Annotated in this window: 15 protein-coding genes; 9 read left to right on the forward strand and 6 right to left on the reverse strand. The window is 32.6% G+C overall.

Annotated elements, in window-relative coordinates:
• The first annotated feature begins 81 nt into the window (after positions 1-81).
• The 4 genes from OD803_RS06540 to OD803_RS06555 all read left to right on the forward strand — a co-directional run bounded on the left by OD803_RS06540 (position 82) and on the right by OD803_RS06555 (position 4,766).
• A complete protein-coding gene (locus OD803_RS06540; protein ID WP_262732828.1) occupies positions 82-1,347 on the forward strand; it encodes a hypothetical protein in 1,266 nt (421 codons plus the stop codon).
• A gap of 69 nt (positions 1,348-1,416) precedes the next feature.
• Positions 1,417-2,739 carry a gliding motility protein GldB-related protein gene (locus tag OD803_RS06545; RefSeq protein ID WP_262732829.1) on the forward strand — a complete coding sequence of 441 codons (1,323 nt, stop codon included), beginning with the start codon at positions 1,417-1,419 and terminating at the stop codon, positions 2,737-2,739.
• Positions 2,740-2,742: 3 nt separating this feature from the next.
• Entirely contained in the window at positions 2,743-3,993 is a 1,251-nt protein-coding gene (locus tag OD803_RS06550) for an erythromycin esterase family protein (protein ID WP_262732830.1), read from the forward strand.
• A 23-nt stretch (positions 3,994-4,016) separates the two neighbouring features.
• Positions 4,017-4,766, forward strand: coding sequence for a hypothetical protein (locus OD803_RS06555; RefSeq protein ID WP_262732831.1), 750 nt, complete (start codon positions 4,017-4,019; stop codon positions 4,764-4,766).
• Positions 4,767-4,775: 9 nt separating this feature from the next.
• On the opposite strand, the gene OD803_RS06560 is transcribed toward OD803_RS06555, so the two are convergent.
• The 4 genes from OD803_RS06560 to OD803_RS06575 are packed head-to-tail and all read right to left on the reverse strand — an operon-like array spanning position 4,776 to position 9,865.
• Entirely contained in the window at positions 4,776-6,167 is a 1,392-nt protein-coding gene (locus OD803_RS06560) for a TolC family protein (RefSeq protein ID WP_262732832.1), read from the reverse strand.
• 16 nt (positions 6,168-6,183) lie between these two features.
• Complete coding sequence (locus OD803_RS06565; RefSeq protein ID WP_134198954.1) at positions 6,184-7,524, reverse strand: HlyD family secretion protein; 1,341 nt, start codon at positions 7,522-7,524, stop codon at positions 6,184-6,186.
• Between the two features lie 3 nt (positions 7,525-7,527).
• Positions 7,528-9,195 carry a peptidase domain-containing ABC transporter gene (locus tag OD803_RS06570; protein ID WP_262732833.1) on the reverse strand — a complete coding sequence of 556 codons (1,668 nt, stop codon included), beginning with the start codon at positions 9,193-9,195 and terminating at the stop codon, positions 7,528-7,530.
• Positions 9,185-9,865 (reverse strand): TetR/AcrR family transcriptional regulator, encoded by a 681-nt coding sequence (locus OD803_RS06575; protein WP_262732834.1) that lies wholly within the window; start codon positions 9,863-9,865, stop codon positions 9,185-9,187. The genes OD803_RS06570 and OD803_RS06575 overlap by 11 nt, the downstream gene beginning before the upstream one ends.
• A gap of 289 nt (positions 9,866-10,154) precedes the next feature.
• Between OD803_RS06575 and OD803_RS06580 the strand changes: the two genes are divergently transcribed.
• From OD803_RS06580 to OD803_RS06595, 4 genes are all read left to right on the forward strand, one after another.
• Complete coding sequence (locus OD803_RS06580; protein ID WP_262732835.1) at positions 10,155-11,240, forward strand: sensor histidine kinase; 1,086 nt, start codon at positions 10,155-10,157, stop codon at positions 11,238-11,240.
• Positions 11,227-11,949 (forward strand): LytR/AlgR family response regulator transcription factor, encoded by a 723-nt coding sequence (locus tag OD803_RS06585; RefSeq protein ID WP_134198950.1) that lies wholly within the window; start codon positions 11,227-11,229, stop codon positions 11,947-11,949. Before OD803_RS06580 ends, OD803_RS06585 begins: the two co-directional genes overlap by 14 nt.
• Positions 11,950-12,068: 119 nt before the next feature.
• A complete protein-coding gene (locus OD803_RS06590; RefSeq protein ID WP_262732836.1) occupies positions 12,069-12,680 on the forward strand; it encodes a hypothetical protein in 612 nt (203 codons plus the stop codon).
• Between the two features lie 15 nt (positions 12,681-12,695).
• Positions 12,696-14,510 (forward strand): CocE/NonD family hydrolase, encoded by a 1,815-nt coding sequence (locus OD803_RS06595; RefSeq protein WP_262732837.1) that lies wholly within the window; start codon positions 12,696-12,698, stop codon positions 14,508-14,510.
• 283 nt (positions 14,511-14,793) lie between these two features.
• Here OD803_RS06595 and OD803_RS06600 read toward each other — a convergent pair whose 3' ends face one another.
• Both OD803_RS06600 and OD803_RS06605 read right to left on the reverse strand, forming a co-directional pair.
• Positions 14,794-15,849, reverse strand: coding sequence for an NAD(P)-dependent alcohol dehydrogenase (locus tag OD803_RS06600; protein WP_262732838.1), 1,056 nt, complete (start codon positions 15,847-15,849; stop codon positions 14,794-14,796).
• Between the two features lie 98 nt (positions 15,850-15,947).
• Entirely contained in the window at positions 15,948-16,589 is a 642-nt protein-coding gene (locus tag OD803_RS06605) for a hypothetical protein (protein WP_262732839.1), read from the reverse strand.
• Between the two features lie 262 nt (positions 16,590-16,851).
• Here OD803_RS06605 and OD803_RS06610 point away from each other — a divergent pair, with 262 nt between their 5' ends.
• A complete protein-coding gene (locus tag OD803_RS06610) occupies positions 16,852-17,433 on the forward strand; it encodes a YceI family protein (RefSeq protein WP_262732840.1) in 582 nt (193 codons plus the stop codon).
• Positions 17,434-17,437 lie beyond the last annotated feature (4 nt).

Genomic DNA, 17,437 nt, shown 5'->3' on the forward strand with positions numbered 1-17,437 from the left:
ATTGAATTACTATAAATGATACCTTTTAAGCTTATTTTTAGCGTTAATAGAATAACTTTAAGGGATTTAACATTGCAAATCATGAAAATCGTTTACGTTTTATTTCTGTGCCTATTAAGCTCTTGTGCTCAAAACATAAAAGAACCAAAAGAAAAAACAGCAGAAGAAACTGCATTATCTCAGGAGGAAATTATAAATTCTGTTGTTGAAACACTTCATTTAGATCAAGACGAAATCAAATTAGGAACTATTGTATCTAAAGTATTCCCAAGTAATTCAGATGAAATAATTATAATTATTCCTGAAATAGTAAATGAAGAAGAAGATATTTATGAACTCAACAGTCATATTGTTATAGCTAATACTACTACGGCAAACATCAAACACAAGTATTTTGAAAGCTCTAAAACCAACGGTTGGATTTCCGATGCGGTATTTATTGAAGACATTGCGATAGAAGATTTAGAATATAAACTTAACGATTCCGTTACTGCCTTTGGAATCATGGTCCAGTTTAGAAATAATTCCCAACCCAATCCTTACAGTACCTCAATAGTATCTTTATACGCTAAGAAAAATCATACTCTGCAAAAACTATTAGACAATTTTACAACTTACGAAAGTTCAGGAGAGGTAAATGTCAATTTTAGTGACTGTTATGCTGATATAGTTAAAGAAAAAAATGAACTAAAAATAAGCGATATAACAACAAATGGGTATTACGATATAACAGTCTTACAAACCATAACACAAATTAATTATGCCAAGGATGAAAACGAGGAGTGTAATCCAATTGAGAAAAGTAAAAGTGAACAGCAGTATGTTTTAAAATTTAATAATGAATCATATGAAGCTAAAAAAGCCACTGCAGAAGAAAACACAGTAAATTTTGATACACTAATTGCCAATACTAAAACCAGAACGCTACCAATAACAGATAGCACAAATTTTGATGATTTTATTGATGAAGATGATTATAAAGTAGTTGATGTTAAAGGTTTTAAATTAATAAATGTTTATCCAAACTTTTACAAAGAAGGTTATAATTTCAAAGCGATAGCCTCATACAAAATTGAAATGTCTCATAACTTTCATACAGCTGTAATAACAGTTCGTAAAGGCAATAATGAAATGGAGTCTGTACTAATTAATTACGATCTTAATGGTGAAATTATCGACTATGAAGTTGTAGCTTATGATGAAACTGCTGAAGGAATTGCAAGAATAACCTCAAAAATTGAAAACCACACTATTGAAAGAACATATACCTTATGGCTCGAAGACAAGGAAATAACTGTAGAGCAGTTCCAGATTGATGAAGAAGGGAATATTAAACCAGAGAAATAATTCACAATATCATAAAATTAGGTTTTATGAGTTGTTATTCTAAAAGCCTGTTAATCATAAAGAAATAAAATGAAGCATCAATCAATTCTATTATTCTTTTTAGTATTTATTGCAATAGCTTGTAAAAATCCTGAAAAAGAAAATCCGCAAAGCAACAACGTTATTACTTCTGATGTTATAAACTTTTGGAATGCCTATGATCATATCGTCACAACCCAAGATTCAGTATTACAATATAACTATTTAGATAGCTTATATTTCAAGAAAGGAACTGTAGGGTTAGAAGGTGTCAGACAAGTAAGAAACTATACAGCACAAGATTATATTGAGGCTATCAACAACTATCCAAAATTTTGGAATTCTATAAGAGAGAACACATTAGAGGCTCCTAAAGTCAGTTCAAAATTACAAGTTGGAATTGAAAAACTAAAAACATTATATCCAGAACTAAAACCAGCCAAAATATATTTTACAATTGGAACTTTCCGTACACCAGGAACTACAATAGACAGTTTGGTGCTTATAGGTGCAGAATTAGCAATGGGTAATCCTAATACAGATACAAGTGAGTTTCCTGAAAACATATCGCATTTAAAAGCATATTTCGCTACCAATCCTAATAAAAATTTAGGCTTTTTAAACATCCACGAGTTTGTACATACCCAACAAAAACCGAGAGTTAATAATTTATTATCTTCAGTGATTTATGAAGGTGTTGCAGAGTTTGTAACAGTACAAGCACTCAATCAGCCATCACCAAATCCGCAAATAGAATTCGGAAAAAACAACGCAGAACGTATTAGAGAAGTGTTTGAAGACGAAATGTTTTATGTCGCTAACTTTGGCAAATGGTTAAATAGTAATGAGTCTAACGAATTTGGTATGCGAGATTTAGGCTATTATGTAGGGTATCAAATTTGCGAAAACTATTATAATCAAGCAGAGGATAAGCAAGCTGCTATAAAGTCTATGATTGAATTGGATTATGAAAACGAATCTATAATTGAAGCGTTTGTCCAAAAAGCAAATTATTTTTCAACGTCCCTAAATGAATTGGAGCAAAGCTTTGAAAGCAAAAGACCAACCGTTATAGGTATTGAACAATTTGAAAATAAAAGTCAAAATGTAAACCCAAGTATAAAAGCCATAACTATAAAATTTTCTGAAGCTTTAAATGGCTATCATACAAGTGTGGATTTGGGTAACTTAGGAAGAGAAGCATTCCCAAAAGGAACTTTAAACGGAAGAACATGGGCTGAAGACAACAGGTCTTGGACAATTCCTGTGGAGTTAGAACCTAACAAAACCTATCAAATATTTATAACAAATAATTTTAGGACACCAGACAACAGACCGTTAAAGCCTTATTTAATAGAGTTTAAAACAAGATAAACTATGAAAAACTACATTTTTCTGCTTGCTTTTGTACTGGCAACAAAAATAAGTCTTGCACAATGCCATACCGAATTAGAACAATACACCACAGGCTTTAAGTCAGTTCAAGCTAGTGAGTTTTCGTTTCTAGACAATGTACTCAACGATATAAGAATTGTGGGTTATGGTGAAGATACTCATGGAACAGCTGAGTTCACCTTACTAGCTCAAGAGTTAATGAAATACCTTTCTGAACAACACGATTTTAAAATACTGATTATCGAAACCGGTTTTGGTGAAGGCTTGTATCTCAATGATTATATACAAGGAAAAAGAGACGATTTAAAAACGATCCTAAATCAGTACAATTCATCTTGGAGGTATAGAACCAAAGAGTTTTATCAGTTAATGGATTGGATGCGAACCTACAATCAAAATAATGAAGATAAATTGTATCTATATGGTTGTGAGATGCAGTACGTAGCTTCAGAAGTGAATAGAATTAAAGAATACCTTTTAAAAGTAGGTTCTGATTATAAAGTAGAAGGGTTTGAAAAACACCTTTGGCAAGCGTTTAATGAACAGGAAAAAACAATGTATTTCATGGCATATGCAAATTTAAAACAACACTTTGTTGAAAACCATGAGAACTTTAAAAGCAAGTCATCTGAAGAAGAATTCAACTTAAACTTTCATCTAGTGGAAATACTTGGTCAGTTTGCCACTACCATCAATCAAAATAACGAACAGAGAAAATCCGATTTTAGAGATATTTACATGGGTGAAAACATACTATGGATTATGAATTATTATAACCATAATAAAAAAGCAATGTATTGGGCACATAATGCGCATGTAGGTGATTGGGTAGATAATGGCATTGTAGATGTTACAGGTCACCAGTTAAGAAAACTGTATGACGATTATTACTTTAATATAGCTACCGATTTTGGTACAGGCAATTTTATAGCATATCCTAATGATGCTAATAAAACAAACGATTGGCGTTTTAAAACAATTACCATTGATAAAGTAGTTGAAGATACATTTACACAATGTCTAAAAAACTTTGGAACCCCTAACACTTTCCTAAACTTTAGAGCAGCAAGAGCAAATAAAAATTTAGCGTATACTCTTAATTCGCCATTGATGTCAATGAGTGGAGCAGGAGCACGTGCTAGAAGTTCTAAAACAGAATCTAAAGCATTTGGAAGCGCTTTTGATGCTATTATTTATCTTGATAAAACCAACGCCATTAATTGGGCAGATTAATCTTGCAATTAAACTCTAAATACATGAAAAATTTAGTTGTCATTCTATTTCTGTGTGTTGTTAGCTGTGATAGAAGTCATAGGTCTTCAAATTCAATAGAAACTGATTCAGCTTGGAACCAACAAAAAAGAGAACAATACCTTACCAACCGAAACGATTCATCAACATGGGACATTAAAATGCTTGAAACTGATAAGCAAATGATTGGTATTGGTGATTTTGGTCCGTTTGAGATTGGAGTTTTTCCTGTGCCAAAATATGACCTTTTAGGAAAAGATAGCTTTAAAGGATTGGGTAGTAAAGGCGAAAACTATCAAATAGGCGATAAAACGGTTATCATGAATAGTTTTTTTGTAGCTGATAACGAAATAAACAAAAAGCGACTAAAAGGTAAAAATAATGAAGTGTTTTTTCAATTGTTGGTACTAACTGATACTTTAGATACCATAAATTATAACCTGAACAAAAATATAGGTATTTCTAGAAACCATCCAGACTATGTTACGCAGGGTTTTGTGAAAACTAAAGAAAATAGAATAGATTACTTTGCGTTTGATACAGCTGAAAGCAATAGCTATGCTATTATAAACACACGATTATTTGACTTAAATTTTGGAAATACCATTTTTATAGCGCCACAAAAAGATGGTACATTGAGGTCATTACAAATTAAAAGCCCTCAATTAACCTCTGAAACAGTAGACGAATATACTAATGCACTTTTGCAAGAAGAGCGCGTAAAAATATTCTTTACTAATACAAGCAATATTTAAGACTTGGTATTAAAACAGTGTATTAATAGTTCTTGATAAATTAGACTTACTACTTAGTAACTGGTATTCGGCATCAATACGTTTTAATTCATTTTCAATAAGTTTTACCTCTCTGTAATTTACCAAAAACAAAGAGCCTTCACCAATTTCAAATTTGCGTTCTTCACCTTGTATAAGGGATTTGTAATCTTCAACCAAGTCAAGTAGTATGATGTGCTGGTTGTTGTAAGATTCTATTTCTTGTAAGTTGGAGTTAATCTTATTTTTTAAAGTTACTTCAGTAGTAGCAAGTTCAAAGTTAATGTCTTGTAGTTTTATTTGTGCTAGTTTTAAATCGCCTCGTTCTTTTCGCAAAAATAAAGGAAAATTAATTTGTAACCCACTTTTGTAATTAGCAGTGTTTAACGAGTTTAAATTGTCATAGTCTGTCGTTAAAAAATTATACTGTAAGTTAACAGTAGGAAGTAGATTGTTTGTTTTAAGTTTTTTATCTATAGTTAAAATATCTTTTTTTACTTGTAGTGCTTTTAGTTTTGGGTGATTAGTAATGTCAATAGCATCACTGTTTAAAAGTGAACTGTTCAAAACCTGATCAATGATGCTAATAGTGTTTAAGTCTGGTATAATGGCTTCTTCAAGCTCTAAAGGTATGTTGTTATCAATCCACAAATAGTTTGAAAGCTCAAGCTTAGATTTGATATAGCCAATTTTAGCTTTCTCTAAATCAACCATTCTGTTTTTTAAATTAATACTTGCTTCTAAGGTGTCAATAGCTGGTTTGTCTCCTGCTAGGTAACTCTTTTTTATAATATCTAATCGTGTTTTAGCATTCTGAGTGTAGCCTTCATAGGTTTTTAATGATTGGTAGTTTTTAAGCCAATTGTAATAGGTTACTAAAGCATTATAAATTACATCGTTGACCAACAATTGCTGGTTGGCTTGTGCTTGTTGGGTAAACAGTTTTGCTTGCTTTAATGTTGCCATACGCTCATTCATAAACAGCCCTTTGGCTAAAGATACCGAAACACCTGCACTGTATAAACCATCATTAGGAGTTTGTAATTCAGGATTGAGATATATGCCATCGTTGTTTTCAAAGTTAGCTTTTAGTTCTACACCATACCATGTTGGAAGTTTAAATGTAGTGTTAAGCTTATTGTAATAAGTAGTTTCGCTAAACTTTTTTCTGTCAAAATCAACTTCAATTTTAGGGTCAAAAGCACCTCTAGACTTTAACAATTTTGCCTCACCTTCGCTAACCAGTAATTGAGTTTGCTTAACCACAGGATGGTATTTTTTTACGTATCCTAAATACTCCTCAAGGGTTAATGTAGTTAACGATTCTTGCGCAAATCCATTAAAACACATGAGTACTAACAAATAATTTAATACTGTTTTCATATTACAATAATTTGTTTTATTTAGTTGTGGCTTGTTCTGGTTGATAGAAGTTAGGAGGGAAGCTGTTAATTTGCCTCCATATTTCAAACCATATTGGTACATTGTCCAGTAACGCAATGGTTCGCGCTCCTGAACCTACTCTAATGTCTTTAGGCCATTCAACATCTTCTTTGTTAGGAGCTAGTAAAACACGATACATTCCATTGTTACTTATAAAGTTTTCAATCGCTATAATTTTTGCACCATAAGTACCATACGATACATTAGGCCAACCGCTAAATACAATTGCAGGCCAACCATCAAACTGTACGCGTACATCTTCGCCCACATGAATAAGTGGCAAGTCTATTGGTCTTACATACATTTCAACAGCCAATTCATAATTAGAAGGCATAATGCTTACAAGTTGTTCGCCTTCTTTAAAGGTTTCACCAATACCAGATTTTATAGCTTTGTTAATGTAACCGTCTTGTGGTGCAGTTACATAAAGTAAACTGTTACGTTTGGTGTAGTTTGCCAAATCAGTTTCTAGTTTTGACACCTGAACTTCGGTATCATAAGCGCTAGATTGTGTAGCGTATAAATCGCTTTGCGCTTTTGAAATCTTATCAGCATAGGTTGCTTGTAATGTTGAAATGTCTAACTGACTATTGATAACTTCATTCTTTGCAACTAAAAACTTATTCTCTGCTGAAACCAACTTAGCACTAGCTTCTTGCAATTTGTTTCTGGCATCTTCAACATCTTTTACAGCCTTTAAACCTTCGGTTTGTAAACTAGATGTTCGCTCAAATTGAGTATTGGCAATAGCTGCTTTAATTTTTAAGGCTTCAAGGTCAATACTGTCTGTCTTTACTTTTAAGTAGGCTTGCTTTAACTTGTTTTGTGCTTGCTCAAGTTTTAAGGTGCGTTCACGTTGTAATGCAGAAATTTGATTGTTTAACGCATTAATCTTGTTTTTATAAGCGTCTACTGACGATGATTTTGCGTTAAGCTGCACGTTAGTACGTTCAGCAAGTTGTGCATCAAAATACTCACTTTTTACTTCAGATATTCGCAATATAGTATCACCTGCGGTTACAAAGTCGCCTTCTTGTACAAACCATTGTTCTATACGTCCAGGTATTTGCGATTGAATGGTTTGCGGTCGCTGGTTTGGTTTAAGTGTAGTTACATTACCTGAACTAGTAATGTTTTGTGTCCAAGGTAAAAATAATATCATAATCATTATCACAGTAAATACCATTAAAAAGCTTTTAAATCGCTTGTGGTATTCTTTATGAAAAATCTCTTGGCAAGACTTAAACTTGGTTAGGTCTACATATTCTGAAACACTATTCTTTGAAATGTTTAACATACACTAAGATTTAACGTTTATAATTTCACCTTTTTTAAGGGTAATTTGTTTGTTGCACTTTGAACTCCAATAATCATTATTACTAATGACTACAAGACTCCAAGTTTGGTTTTCTGATATTAAAAAGTCTATAATTTGTTTAGATTCTGCTTTCTTAAATTGATCTAACGGATCTTCTAGTATCAATACCTTAGGCTTTTTAACAATAGCTCTAGCGAGTACTATTTTCTTTGCTGTGGTATAAGCTATCTGTTTACCTTCAGGTTTTAGTATAGTATTTAATCCTTTTGGTTGCTGTTGTAAAAATTCGGTAAGACCTATTTGAGCAAAAACATCATAAATGGCATCATCACTAATATTAGGGTTTCCAAAAGTGATGTTTTCTCGAATGGTACCTTCAAAAGGTGTTTCGGTAGATAATGATAAGCCTAACTGTGCTCTATAGTTATTAATATATAAACTTTCCATAGATAGGCCATTCACATAAATATATCCTGATGTTGGCATGATAACACCTGTAATAAGTTGTAGCAAACTAGACTTACCAGCACCACTTTCTCCTTTAATGAGTATTTTGTCTTTTGGTGCGATGGTTAAATTTATATCTTTTAAAATAGGAGTGTTACGCTCTTTTACTTCGTAAAACACATTCTTAAGTTCAATATTTAAATTGTTTCCAGACTTTACAACTTCTCCTGTTTGCGCTTCAATAGGTTTGTCTATAACTTGTCCTAGTTTTTCTATACTCGTCAAGACATCGTAAAAAGACCCAAGTCCTAATATTAATTTCTCAACTGAGTTAATCACTAGGATGATGATAATTTCAGCAGCTACAAACTGTCCTATATTCATACGCTGATCAAGTACTAAAAATCCACCAATAAGCAATAACCCAGCAGTTACAAGTACTTTAAAGCCTATCATTTGTATAAACTGAAGTATTAAAATCTTAAAATGGCTTTCTCTAGATTTTAGATAATCATTAACGAGTGCATCACTTTTTTGCATTGCAAGATTCGTATTCCCTGAAAGTTTAAAGCTTATTACAGCTCTCGATACTTCTTGTAACCAGTGTGCAACCCTATACTTGTGCTTAGATTCTTTTAAGCTTGTTTCCAAGCCTTTTTTGGCAGTGTACTTAAACACGATGTACACTAATAGGATGAGTAATAACCCAAATATAATAAAAAACGGATGGTAAAACGATAATAAGATAAGCGCAAAAATAATTTGCAATAATGCCGAAGGCACATCAATTAAAATTTTAGACAGTTCTTTTTGTATCGTAAGCGTATCAAAAAACCTATTGGCTAACTCTGGTAGGTAATACCTACGCAGTTCGTTCATTTTTATTTTAGGAAAACGATAACTTAACTCCAAAGAGGCTCTGGTAAATATACGTTGCTCTATGGTTTCTATAATACGCAATTGCATCAATTTTAAAATACCAGTAAAAGCAACTCCTGTAGTTACTAAAATAATCAATACCACCCACGATGCCGAAACCTGTGCGCCTTGTAATAAGTTTATAATAACTTGTATACCTAGAGGTAATGATAAAGCAACAATACCTTCAAAAATAGCATAATACGAAATTTGAAAGATGTCCTTTTTTTCTAACTCTAATAATCCAATAAAGCGTTGCCAAGGCGTTAAACTGTTATTTGCCATATGTTAAAGCGTTTAAAACGAGGTCAGTAAAAAATTGAGTAGGCGTGTGCTGTTTGTTAAAATTGCTAATGGTTTTAAAATGATCTTTAACAAACTGTTGGTGTAATGCGCTTTGTATTACAGTACTTGCTAAACTTAACGGATAGTCGTAGTCTGGTTGATACTCTGAAATGAGTTCAGAAAAACGTTTCACCACACGTTTATAAGGCATAAAAAATCCTTCTTTGTTATCGTCGTCAACATCCTTGGTAAGGTATGATTTTGAGTTTTCGTTAATAACGATAGTGTTTAGCAATACCTCATTAATATGCGTATAGGTATTGTCGTTTTTTGTAGTACGTGTTAAAACTTCAATCGCTTTTTTTAGCTTATCCTCAATAGAAGTAAGGCTATAGGTTTCAATAACCAATTGATACTCTAACCAGCCCCAATACCAAGAGGTTAAATACACTAACAGCTTATGCTTGCTTTCAAAATAGCGGTATATAGAGCTTTCGTTGGACTGTATAGCAGCACCTAACTTTTTAAAGTTGAAACTCTCAAATCCCATCTCATCAATTAAAATAATACTGTGAGTGAGTATTTTTTTACCTAAAGTAGAGGATTCAGGATCCTTTAAATAGGTGCCTGAAGGGACTTCAATTTTAATATTTGATAGTAAGTTATTCATAATTTACAATTATTACTTGCAAATATAATAGTATTACTATCATTTTGTTTCCCAAGTCTAGTTATTTAATTAAAATTTAACATACTACAACAAAGTAATCTCATGTCTATCTTGTCATCTTGTGCTTATGAAAAAGGGTAAACAAGTAAGAGTACAGCGCAACAATATCAATAAAAGGAAAGCATGTGTTTTGAATTATATAATTTCACTGATACGCTTAAACCTTGTAAATTACGTTCCTGTACTTTTATTTTTACTATTTAAAAGTATTTCCTTTTTTTGTTAACAAATGAATACTAGTCATAAAGTATATAATAAGAGTAAAGCATCCCTTTATTGGTCATGTCAATTGTTAGGATGGAGTATTGTATCTATCTATTGGGCATATACTGTGTATACACGCGATAACTACGGAGCGTTTTACACCTTGTTGAATTATGTGTTAGATATTGCTATTGGTGTATTTTTAACGCATTGTTACAGACGCTTTGCTTTACATAAACAATGGAATCAACTGCCTCTTAAAAAATTACTTTATAGAGTAGTACCAAGCATTATTATATTGTCAGTATTATATGTGTTGCTAAACAATATTAAGTGGTATCTTTATTGGACTGTCATTGCAGGAGAGGATAAAGAGTTTTGGACAGCTCTTGTGTATTGGGACCCAATTTTACTTACTGGTTTACGTTTGATGTCAATATGGATTTTAGCATATCACTTATACCATTATTACCAAAAAGAGGTTGCTACTGCTAGAGAAAATGCACAACTGTCTATTCTTTCAAAACAAATTCAATTAGATAATTTATCAGCTCAATTAAATCCACATTTTTTATTTAATTCATTAAACTCAATCAAGTCACTAATAGAAGAAAATCCAAGTAAAGCAAGAAGAGCTATAGACCTATTATCAGATTTGTTACGTTCATCTTTATATGAAAAGGATAAAGATTTAATTCCAATAAAGGATGAGTTAGCCTTAGTAAATGATTATATTGAATTAGAAAAATTACGATTTGAAGAGCGTTTATCATTACATAGCACTTTAGACGATAGTTTAGAGCAAGTTAAAATACCAACATTAAGTATCCAGTTATTAATAGAAAATGCCATTAAACATGGCATAGATAAGCTAATTAAGGGAGGCGTTATTAATTTAGTGATTGTAAAAAATGAAGAACAGATTATAATCAGCGTACAAAACCCAGGTAAAATAACGTCAAAGCATTCTAAAGGTGTAGGCCTTAAAAATTTAAAAGAACGATTAGAAATTCAATATAAAACTAAAGCTTCATTTCACTTAACAGAAATTGACGCAAATACAGTAGAGGCTAAGATAATTTTACCTTTAACAACCAATGAAGACATTTAAAACCATTATAATAGACGATGAGCGTTTGGCGAGAGAAGAGTTAAAGCGTACTTTAAAGCCACACAAAGAATTTCAGGTTGTTGGAGAGGCATCGCATGTAGATGAAGCCATACAAATTATTGAGACTGAAGCACCAGACATTATTTTCTTAGACATTCATATGCCTGAAAAGTCTGGTTTTGATTTATTAGAAGAACTTGGAACTGTGCCAGAGGTTGTGTTTACTACAGCTTATGATCAGTATGCAGTAAAAGCTTTCGAATTAAACGCATTAGATTATTTGGTGAAACCCTTGCGCGAAGAACGTTTTGCTAAAACTATAGAAAAGGTAAAACAAGAACTTTTTAAGAAAAGAAAGACCACTCCTGAGGTATTCCCAATGCATCGCAAAATTTTTATCAAAGATGGTGAACAGTGTCATTTTATTCCTCTGTCTGATATTCGCTACATTGAATCGCTCGAAAATTACGCACGTTTATATTTTGGAACTCAAAAAGCAATGATTAAACGTTCATTAAATCTTTTAGAAGAAAAATTAGACCCTAACGTATTTTTTAGAGCCAATAGAAGTCAAATTATTAACATACACTATATACAGGAGATTTATCCGCACTTTAATAATAGATTGCAAATTAAATTAACTTCGGGAGAAACAATCGATGTGTCTAGTCGTCAATCTGTTAAGTTTAGGAATTGGAATAGTCTTTAAAATATTAATGACGCCAATTTTTGACGTTCAATGCTGTTATGTTACGCTCCTGTACTTTTTGTTTTATAAATGTAAAACCTGCCCTTAATTTGTATTGTAAATCATTAAAAACGAACATTATGAAATCTTTTACAGTTCAAAAATTTTTGGCAAAATTAGTAGTAGCTATAATAGTATTGCTTCTAACATCTTGCAAAAACAATCCAGAAGCAACAGTCACTAATCAACCTGTACTATCTGATTATAACTTGGGAGAAAAATGGGTATGGAAATACAAAGGCGTTACTGATGAAGGCGAAGTACGATCTGATGGAACAGATACTAGAACCATTGTTAATTTTAATGGTGAATTAGGAATGACTATAGACAAGGATACCGTTTTAGTCTCTGATATTGTAAAGCTTGAAGACAGTGAAACACCAAGATATAAATGGCCTTTGGAAGTTGGTAAAACATGGACCTATGAAAAAGACTGGACTAGTCAAGATGGTACTACCGGAAAACAAAGTCAGGATGTAGAAGTATTATCCTTTAAAGAAGAAACAGTAGGAGCAGGGACATTTATGGCTTACACCATAACATATAAAGGAACTATTTCTAATTCAAGAGGCTATAGTGCCAAAACAGATGAAGTATGGTTGTATGCTCCAAAAATCAAGAACTTTATAAAAATGACCCAAGTACAAGACGGTTTTTCTTATACCGAAGAGTTAATTGAGTATTCAAAATAAAACCAATACAATTAAATGAGAGTATTTAAACTATTAAAGGGCACATTTTTTTTACTGCTATTAGTGTTGGTTGCTTGTAATTCAATAACCGAAGCACAACAAGAACCTAGAACTGTAAATAGAGAAGGAAAAGCATATTTGGTACAAGACTCTGTGCTAATCACCACTAGAGATGGTGCAAAAATATCAGCTATAATTGTTAGGAGTAAAGCTGAAACAAAACCACAGCCAACCATACTATTTCATACCATATATACGCGTAAAGATGATATCAATAGAGCTTATGAAGCAGCCGATAAAGGCTATGTAGGTGTGGTATCATACACTCGAGGAAAACATTTAAGTCCAAATACAATAACACCTTATGTCCATGAGGGTAACGATGTGTACGATGTTATTGATTGGATTGCAAAGCAAGAGTGGAGCAATGCCAAAGTGGGTATGTATGGTGGTAGTTATGCTGGCTTTGTACAATGGGCTTCAATGAAAGAAAAAGTACATCCAGCTTTAAAAACTATTGTACCTTCAGTAGCTGCGGCTCCTGGTATTGCTGAACCTATGGAAAATGGTGTTTATTTTAACTTTCATTATCCTTGGTGGCATTATGTAACCAATAACAAAACCCTCGATACCACTTCGTATTATAATGGTAAACGCTGGAATGAGTTATATTTAAATTGGTATAAAAAAGGTGTTGCTTATAAACGTTTAGATAGTTTAGATGGTCTGCCAAATCCAGGATTCAATGAAAAATTAAAACATCCAACATTTGACAACTACTGGAAAGGTATGACACTGTATAACAAAACAGATTTTGCTAAAATAGATATACCTATCTTAAGTACTACAGGGTATTATGATGGTGGACAATTTGGAACAATGCATTATTTAAAATCCCATTATCAATACCATACCAATGCTGAGCAGTATCTTTTAATAGGACCTTATTCACATTTTGGAGCGCAAGAACATCCTGAAAAACACATTCTAGGTTATGATATAGACCCAGTAGCTCAAATAGATATTAAAGCCATCATCTTTCAATGGTTTGATTACATTTTTAAAGAAGCCAATAAGCCTGCTTTGTTAAAGGATAAAATCAATTATCAAGTCATGGGTACAAATACTTGGAAACATGCATCTTCATTAGATAAAATGGCTACAGATACTTTAAAGGTGTATTTAAGTCAGCAACGTTCTGGTGTAGCGTTTAAGTCGACTTATGACACAGGAAATCTAGGTGTCAACGAACACTTTAGTTTAGCTCATACTGCTGATGCCACAAGTTATATTGAACAAACAATTGATATGTCTGATCGTAGTCAATTCTCTTGGAATTTAAGTGGTAATCGTAACCTTGTATCAAATACTTTAACTGTAGGTCAAGGCTTCTCGTTTGCAACAGAACCTTTTGAAGAAGATACAGAGCTTACAGGAGCGATAAGTGGCGTTTTAAATCTGTCTATCAATAAAAAGGATTTTGATTGTAATGTGTTGCTTTATGAACAAACCGCTGACGGCCAATTTTTTAGTTTAACACTGCCATTTACAACCAGAGCAAGTATGTCTAAAGACATTGAAAACAGAAACTTGTTAGCACCAAATGAAAAGACCGCAATACCTATTAGTAATTTTAGAATGACGAGTAAGATGCTAAAAAAAGGAAGTAGAATAGTTATTCTTGTTAATGGAATTAAACATCCTTTTTCACAAATAAACTATGGTACTGGAAAAGACGTAAGCGACGAAACCATTAAAGATGCAAAAGAGCCTCTAACAATTAGGTGGTATAACGATAGCTACATTAACATTCCTATACATAAACATTGATTTTAAATAGTCTTGATCAAGCCTTATATCAAATACCTTAAATATAATTTCTATAGCACTTAAAAAAGCTGTTACATAATTGCTGTTTGATATAAACCATAAATAGATTTTAAGGTTCTATTCGCTATATTTCATAGATATTACTATTGTCTTATAATTTATATTATGTAAAATAGAATAATGCAAAAGCTACTCTGTTTAGCAAAATAATGGTAAATCATAAAAAAACCAGTTAGCTGGTAGTATTCTAACTGGTTATGATTTATGGTTTGTATTTTCAATGTTAAGACTTTAAAGATTTCATATCAATTACAAAGCGATACTTCACATCACTTTTTAACATACGTTCATAAGCTGTATTTATCTCTTGGATGTTTATCACCTCAACATCTGAAGTAATATTGTGCTTTCCACAAAAATCCAGTAACTCTTGGGTTTCAGCAATTCCTCCAATTAAAGAACCAGCAACCGATTTACGTCCCATAATCATTGGAACGGTTACCAACATTGGGTCTAATGGTCCTAAATAACCAACCACTACTAATGTGCCATTGGTGTTTAGTGTGCCTATGTATGGGTTTAAATCATGTGCATAAGGAACTGTGTCAATAATAACATCAAACGCACCTGCAACGCTTTGCATTTGTGCATCATCTGTTGAAATCACAACTTGGTCTGCTCCTAGACTTTTAGCATCTTCTATTTTATTAGTAGACCTTGAAAATAATGTAACGTGCGCACCTAAAGCATGTGCTAGTTTAATAGCCATATGGCCCAAACCGCCAAGCCCTACAACAGCTACTTTACTGTCTTTACCAACATTCCAATGTCTTAAAGGTGACCATGTGGTAATACCTGCACACAATACAGGAGCAATGCCTGCTAAATCTAAATTCTCTGGGACTTTGAGTACAAAGTCTTTATCAACAACTATAGTTTCTGAATAGCCTCCATGCGTATTGGTTTGTAAGTGTTTATCAAAACCACCATAGGTGCCAATCCATTCAGGGCAGTATTGTTCTAAGTCGTTTTTACAATTATTACAGGTTCTGCAAGAATCTACTAAGCAACCTACAGCCACCAAATCACCTACTTTATAATTGTCAACATTCTGTCCTATTTTGGTAACTTTTCCAACTATTTCATGACCTGGTACTACTGGGTACTGTGTCATTCCCCAATCATTTTTAGCAAAGTGTAGGTCAGAATGACAAACACCACAATACAAAATATCGATTTCAACATCTGTTGGTGTTACTGCTCTTCTATCTATTTTTAAAGGTTTTAAATCGGCTTCAGGAGATTCTGAACCATAAGCCTTAACTACTGTTGTGTTCATAATACAATGGATTATTAGTGAATACTAAAAATACAAAATATCAATCAAACAACTTGTCTTTACTATAAGAATACTAAGTTTTGAAAAAGAACAATTTGCTAATAAGCAGCAGCATCTGCTTTTAATATAATATCTTTTGTAGCAACAAGCATATCGCCTTCTTGAGTGGTAGTCAATAAGCAATCAATACCTTTACGTTTTAAGCGTTTACGACAGGTTTTCGTGATTAATGGGTCATTGTCAAACATGAACGCAGATAAGTTATAGGCTTTTTCTCCTGGAACTTTAACAATAGGAAAGATTTGCTTTGGGCTTCGTCTTTCAGGTTGTGTTATAGGAATAATGGCTTCTCCAGGCATGAAAGTGTATAAAGTATATGTTCCGTTTGCATCAGTTTTTACCCAACCTCTATGTTCAATATACTTTTTACCATGTTCTTTTTTAATGTCATACTCTCCTGCTTCATCAGCATGTTCAATGTACAACACAACATCTTTTGCAGGTGTAACACCATCACTTAAATAAATGGTTCCTGTAAGCTTAAGTTTGTTGGTTGTAGCGTCAAACCCTGGAATTGTGTCAACATTGTTTAAGTTAACTTCGGTGTAATCGTAAACAGGACTACGCTTTTTATAGTTGGTTGGAATTTCATCTGCAATACTTGCGGTTAATAGTGTGTTTTGTGCAAAAGCAGTACTTGCAAATAACGTTAAAAACAAAAGTGTAAATACATTTTTCATGGGACATCATACTTTTAATCCTTTCAAAATTAACGCACTAACACGCTTTAAACATAAAAATCTTATGAACGTAATAATTTTACGATAAAAGGACACCAAAAACCATTAAAGGAAAAAATCACCGCTATAATGCATTGCCGAATTATTGATAATTGCCCTCTCCATCTACTTTTTGAAACTATTTGCACTTCTTTTACACTTTTTTGACATTTAAAAACACTGCTCCTGCTAGTTTTACTGATGAATTTTAAATCACATCATCATGAAACGAATTGTTATTGCATTATTACTAGTGTCAAGTATTTTAACCCTTAACGCACAAAACAACTTTACTATAGATACTGAACAGAGTGTCATAAACTGGAATAGTTCTATGCTGTTTAGTTTTGGAGGTCATCATGGAACAGTTAAGTTTAAAGATGGCTATCTAGAAAGTGATAAAGGCTATATTACTGGTGGACGCTTTACAGTGGATATGAATACCATTATCAATACCGATGGAGAGTTTAGTCAAAACTTAGTTGACCATCTAAAGAATGACGATTTTTTTGATGTTGAAGTGTACCCTACTTCTACTCTAGTAATTACCAAAGCAAAGTATATGGACAATGGTAAAATACACATGGATGGAAATCTCACTATCAAAGGCATTACTGAGTCTATACGTTTTGAAGCTTTAGTGGAGAACGAGTTTAGCATGATGGGAAATAACAGAAAGCTGGTTACTAAGTTTAAGATTGACCGTACAAAATGGAATATTATGTATGGTGCCAAAAGCATTATAGATATTAAGGATTATGCTATTTCTGATGCTATTGAGTTTGAAGTTGAACTATTTTACTAAATAA

Origin of the sequence: Gaetbulibacter sp. NE (genome assembly GCF_025548475.1) — a bacterium.
GTDB lineage: Bacteria > Bacteroidota > Bacteroidia > Flavobacteriales > Flavobacteriaceae > Gaetbulibacter_B > Gaetbulibacter_B jejuensis.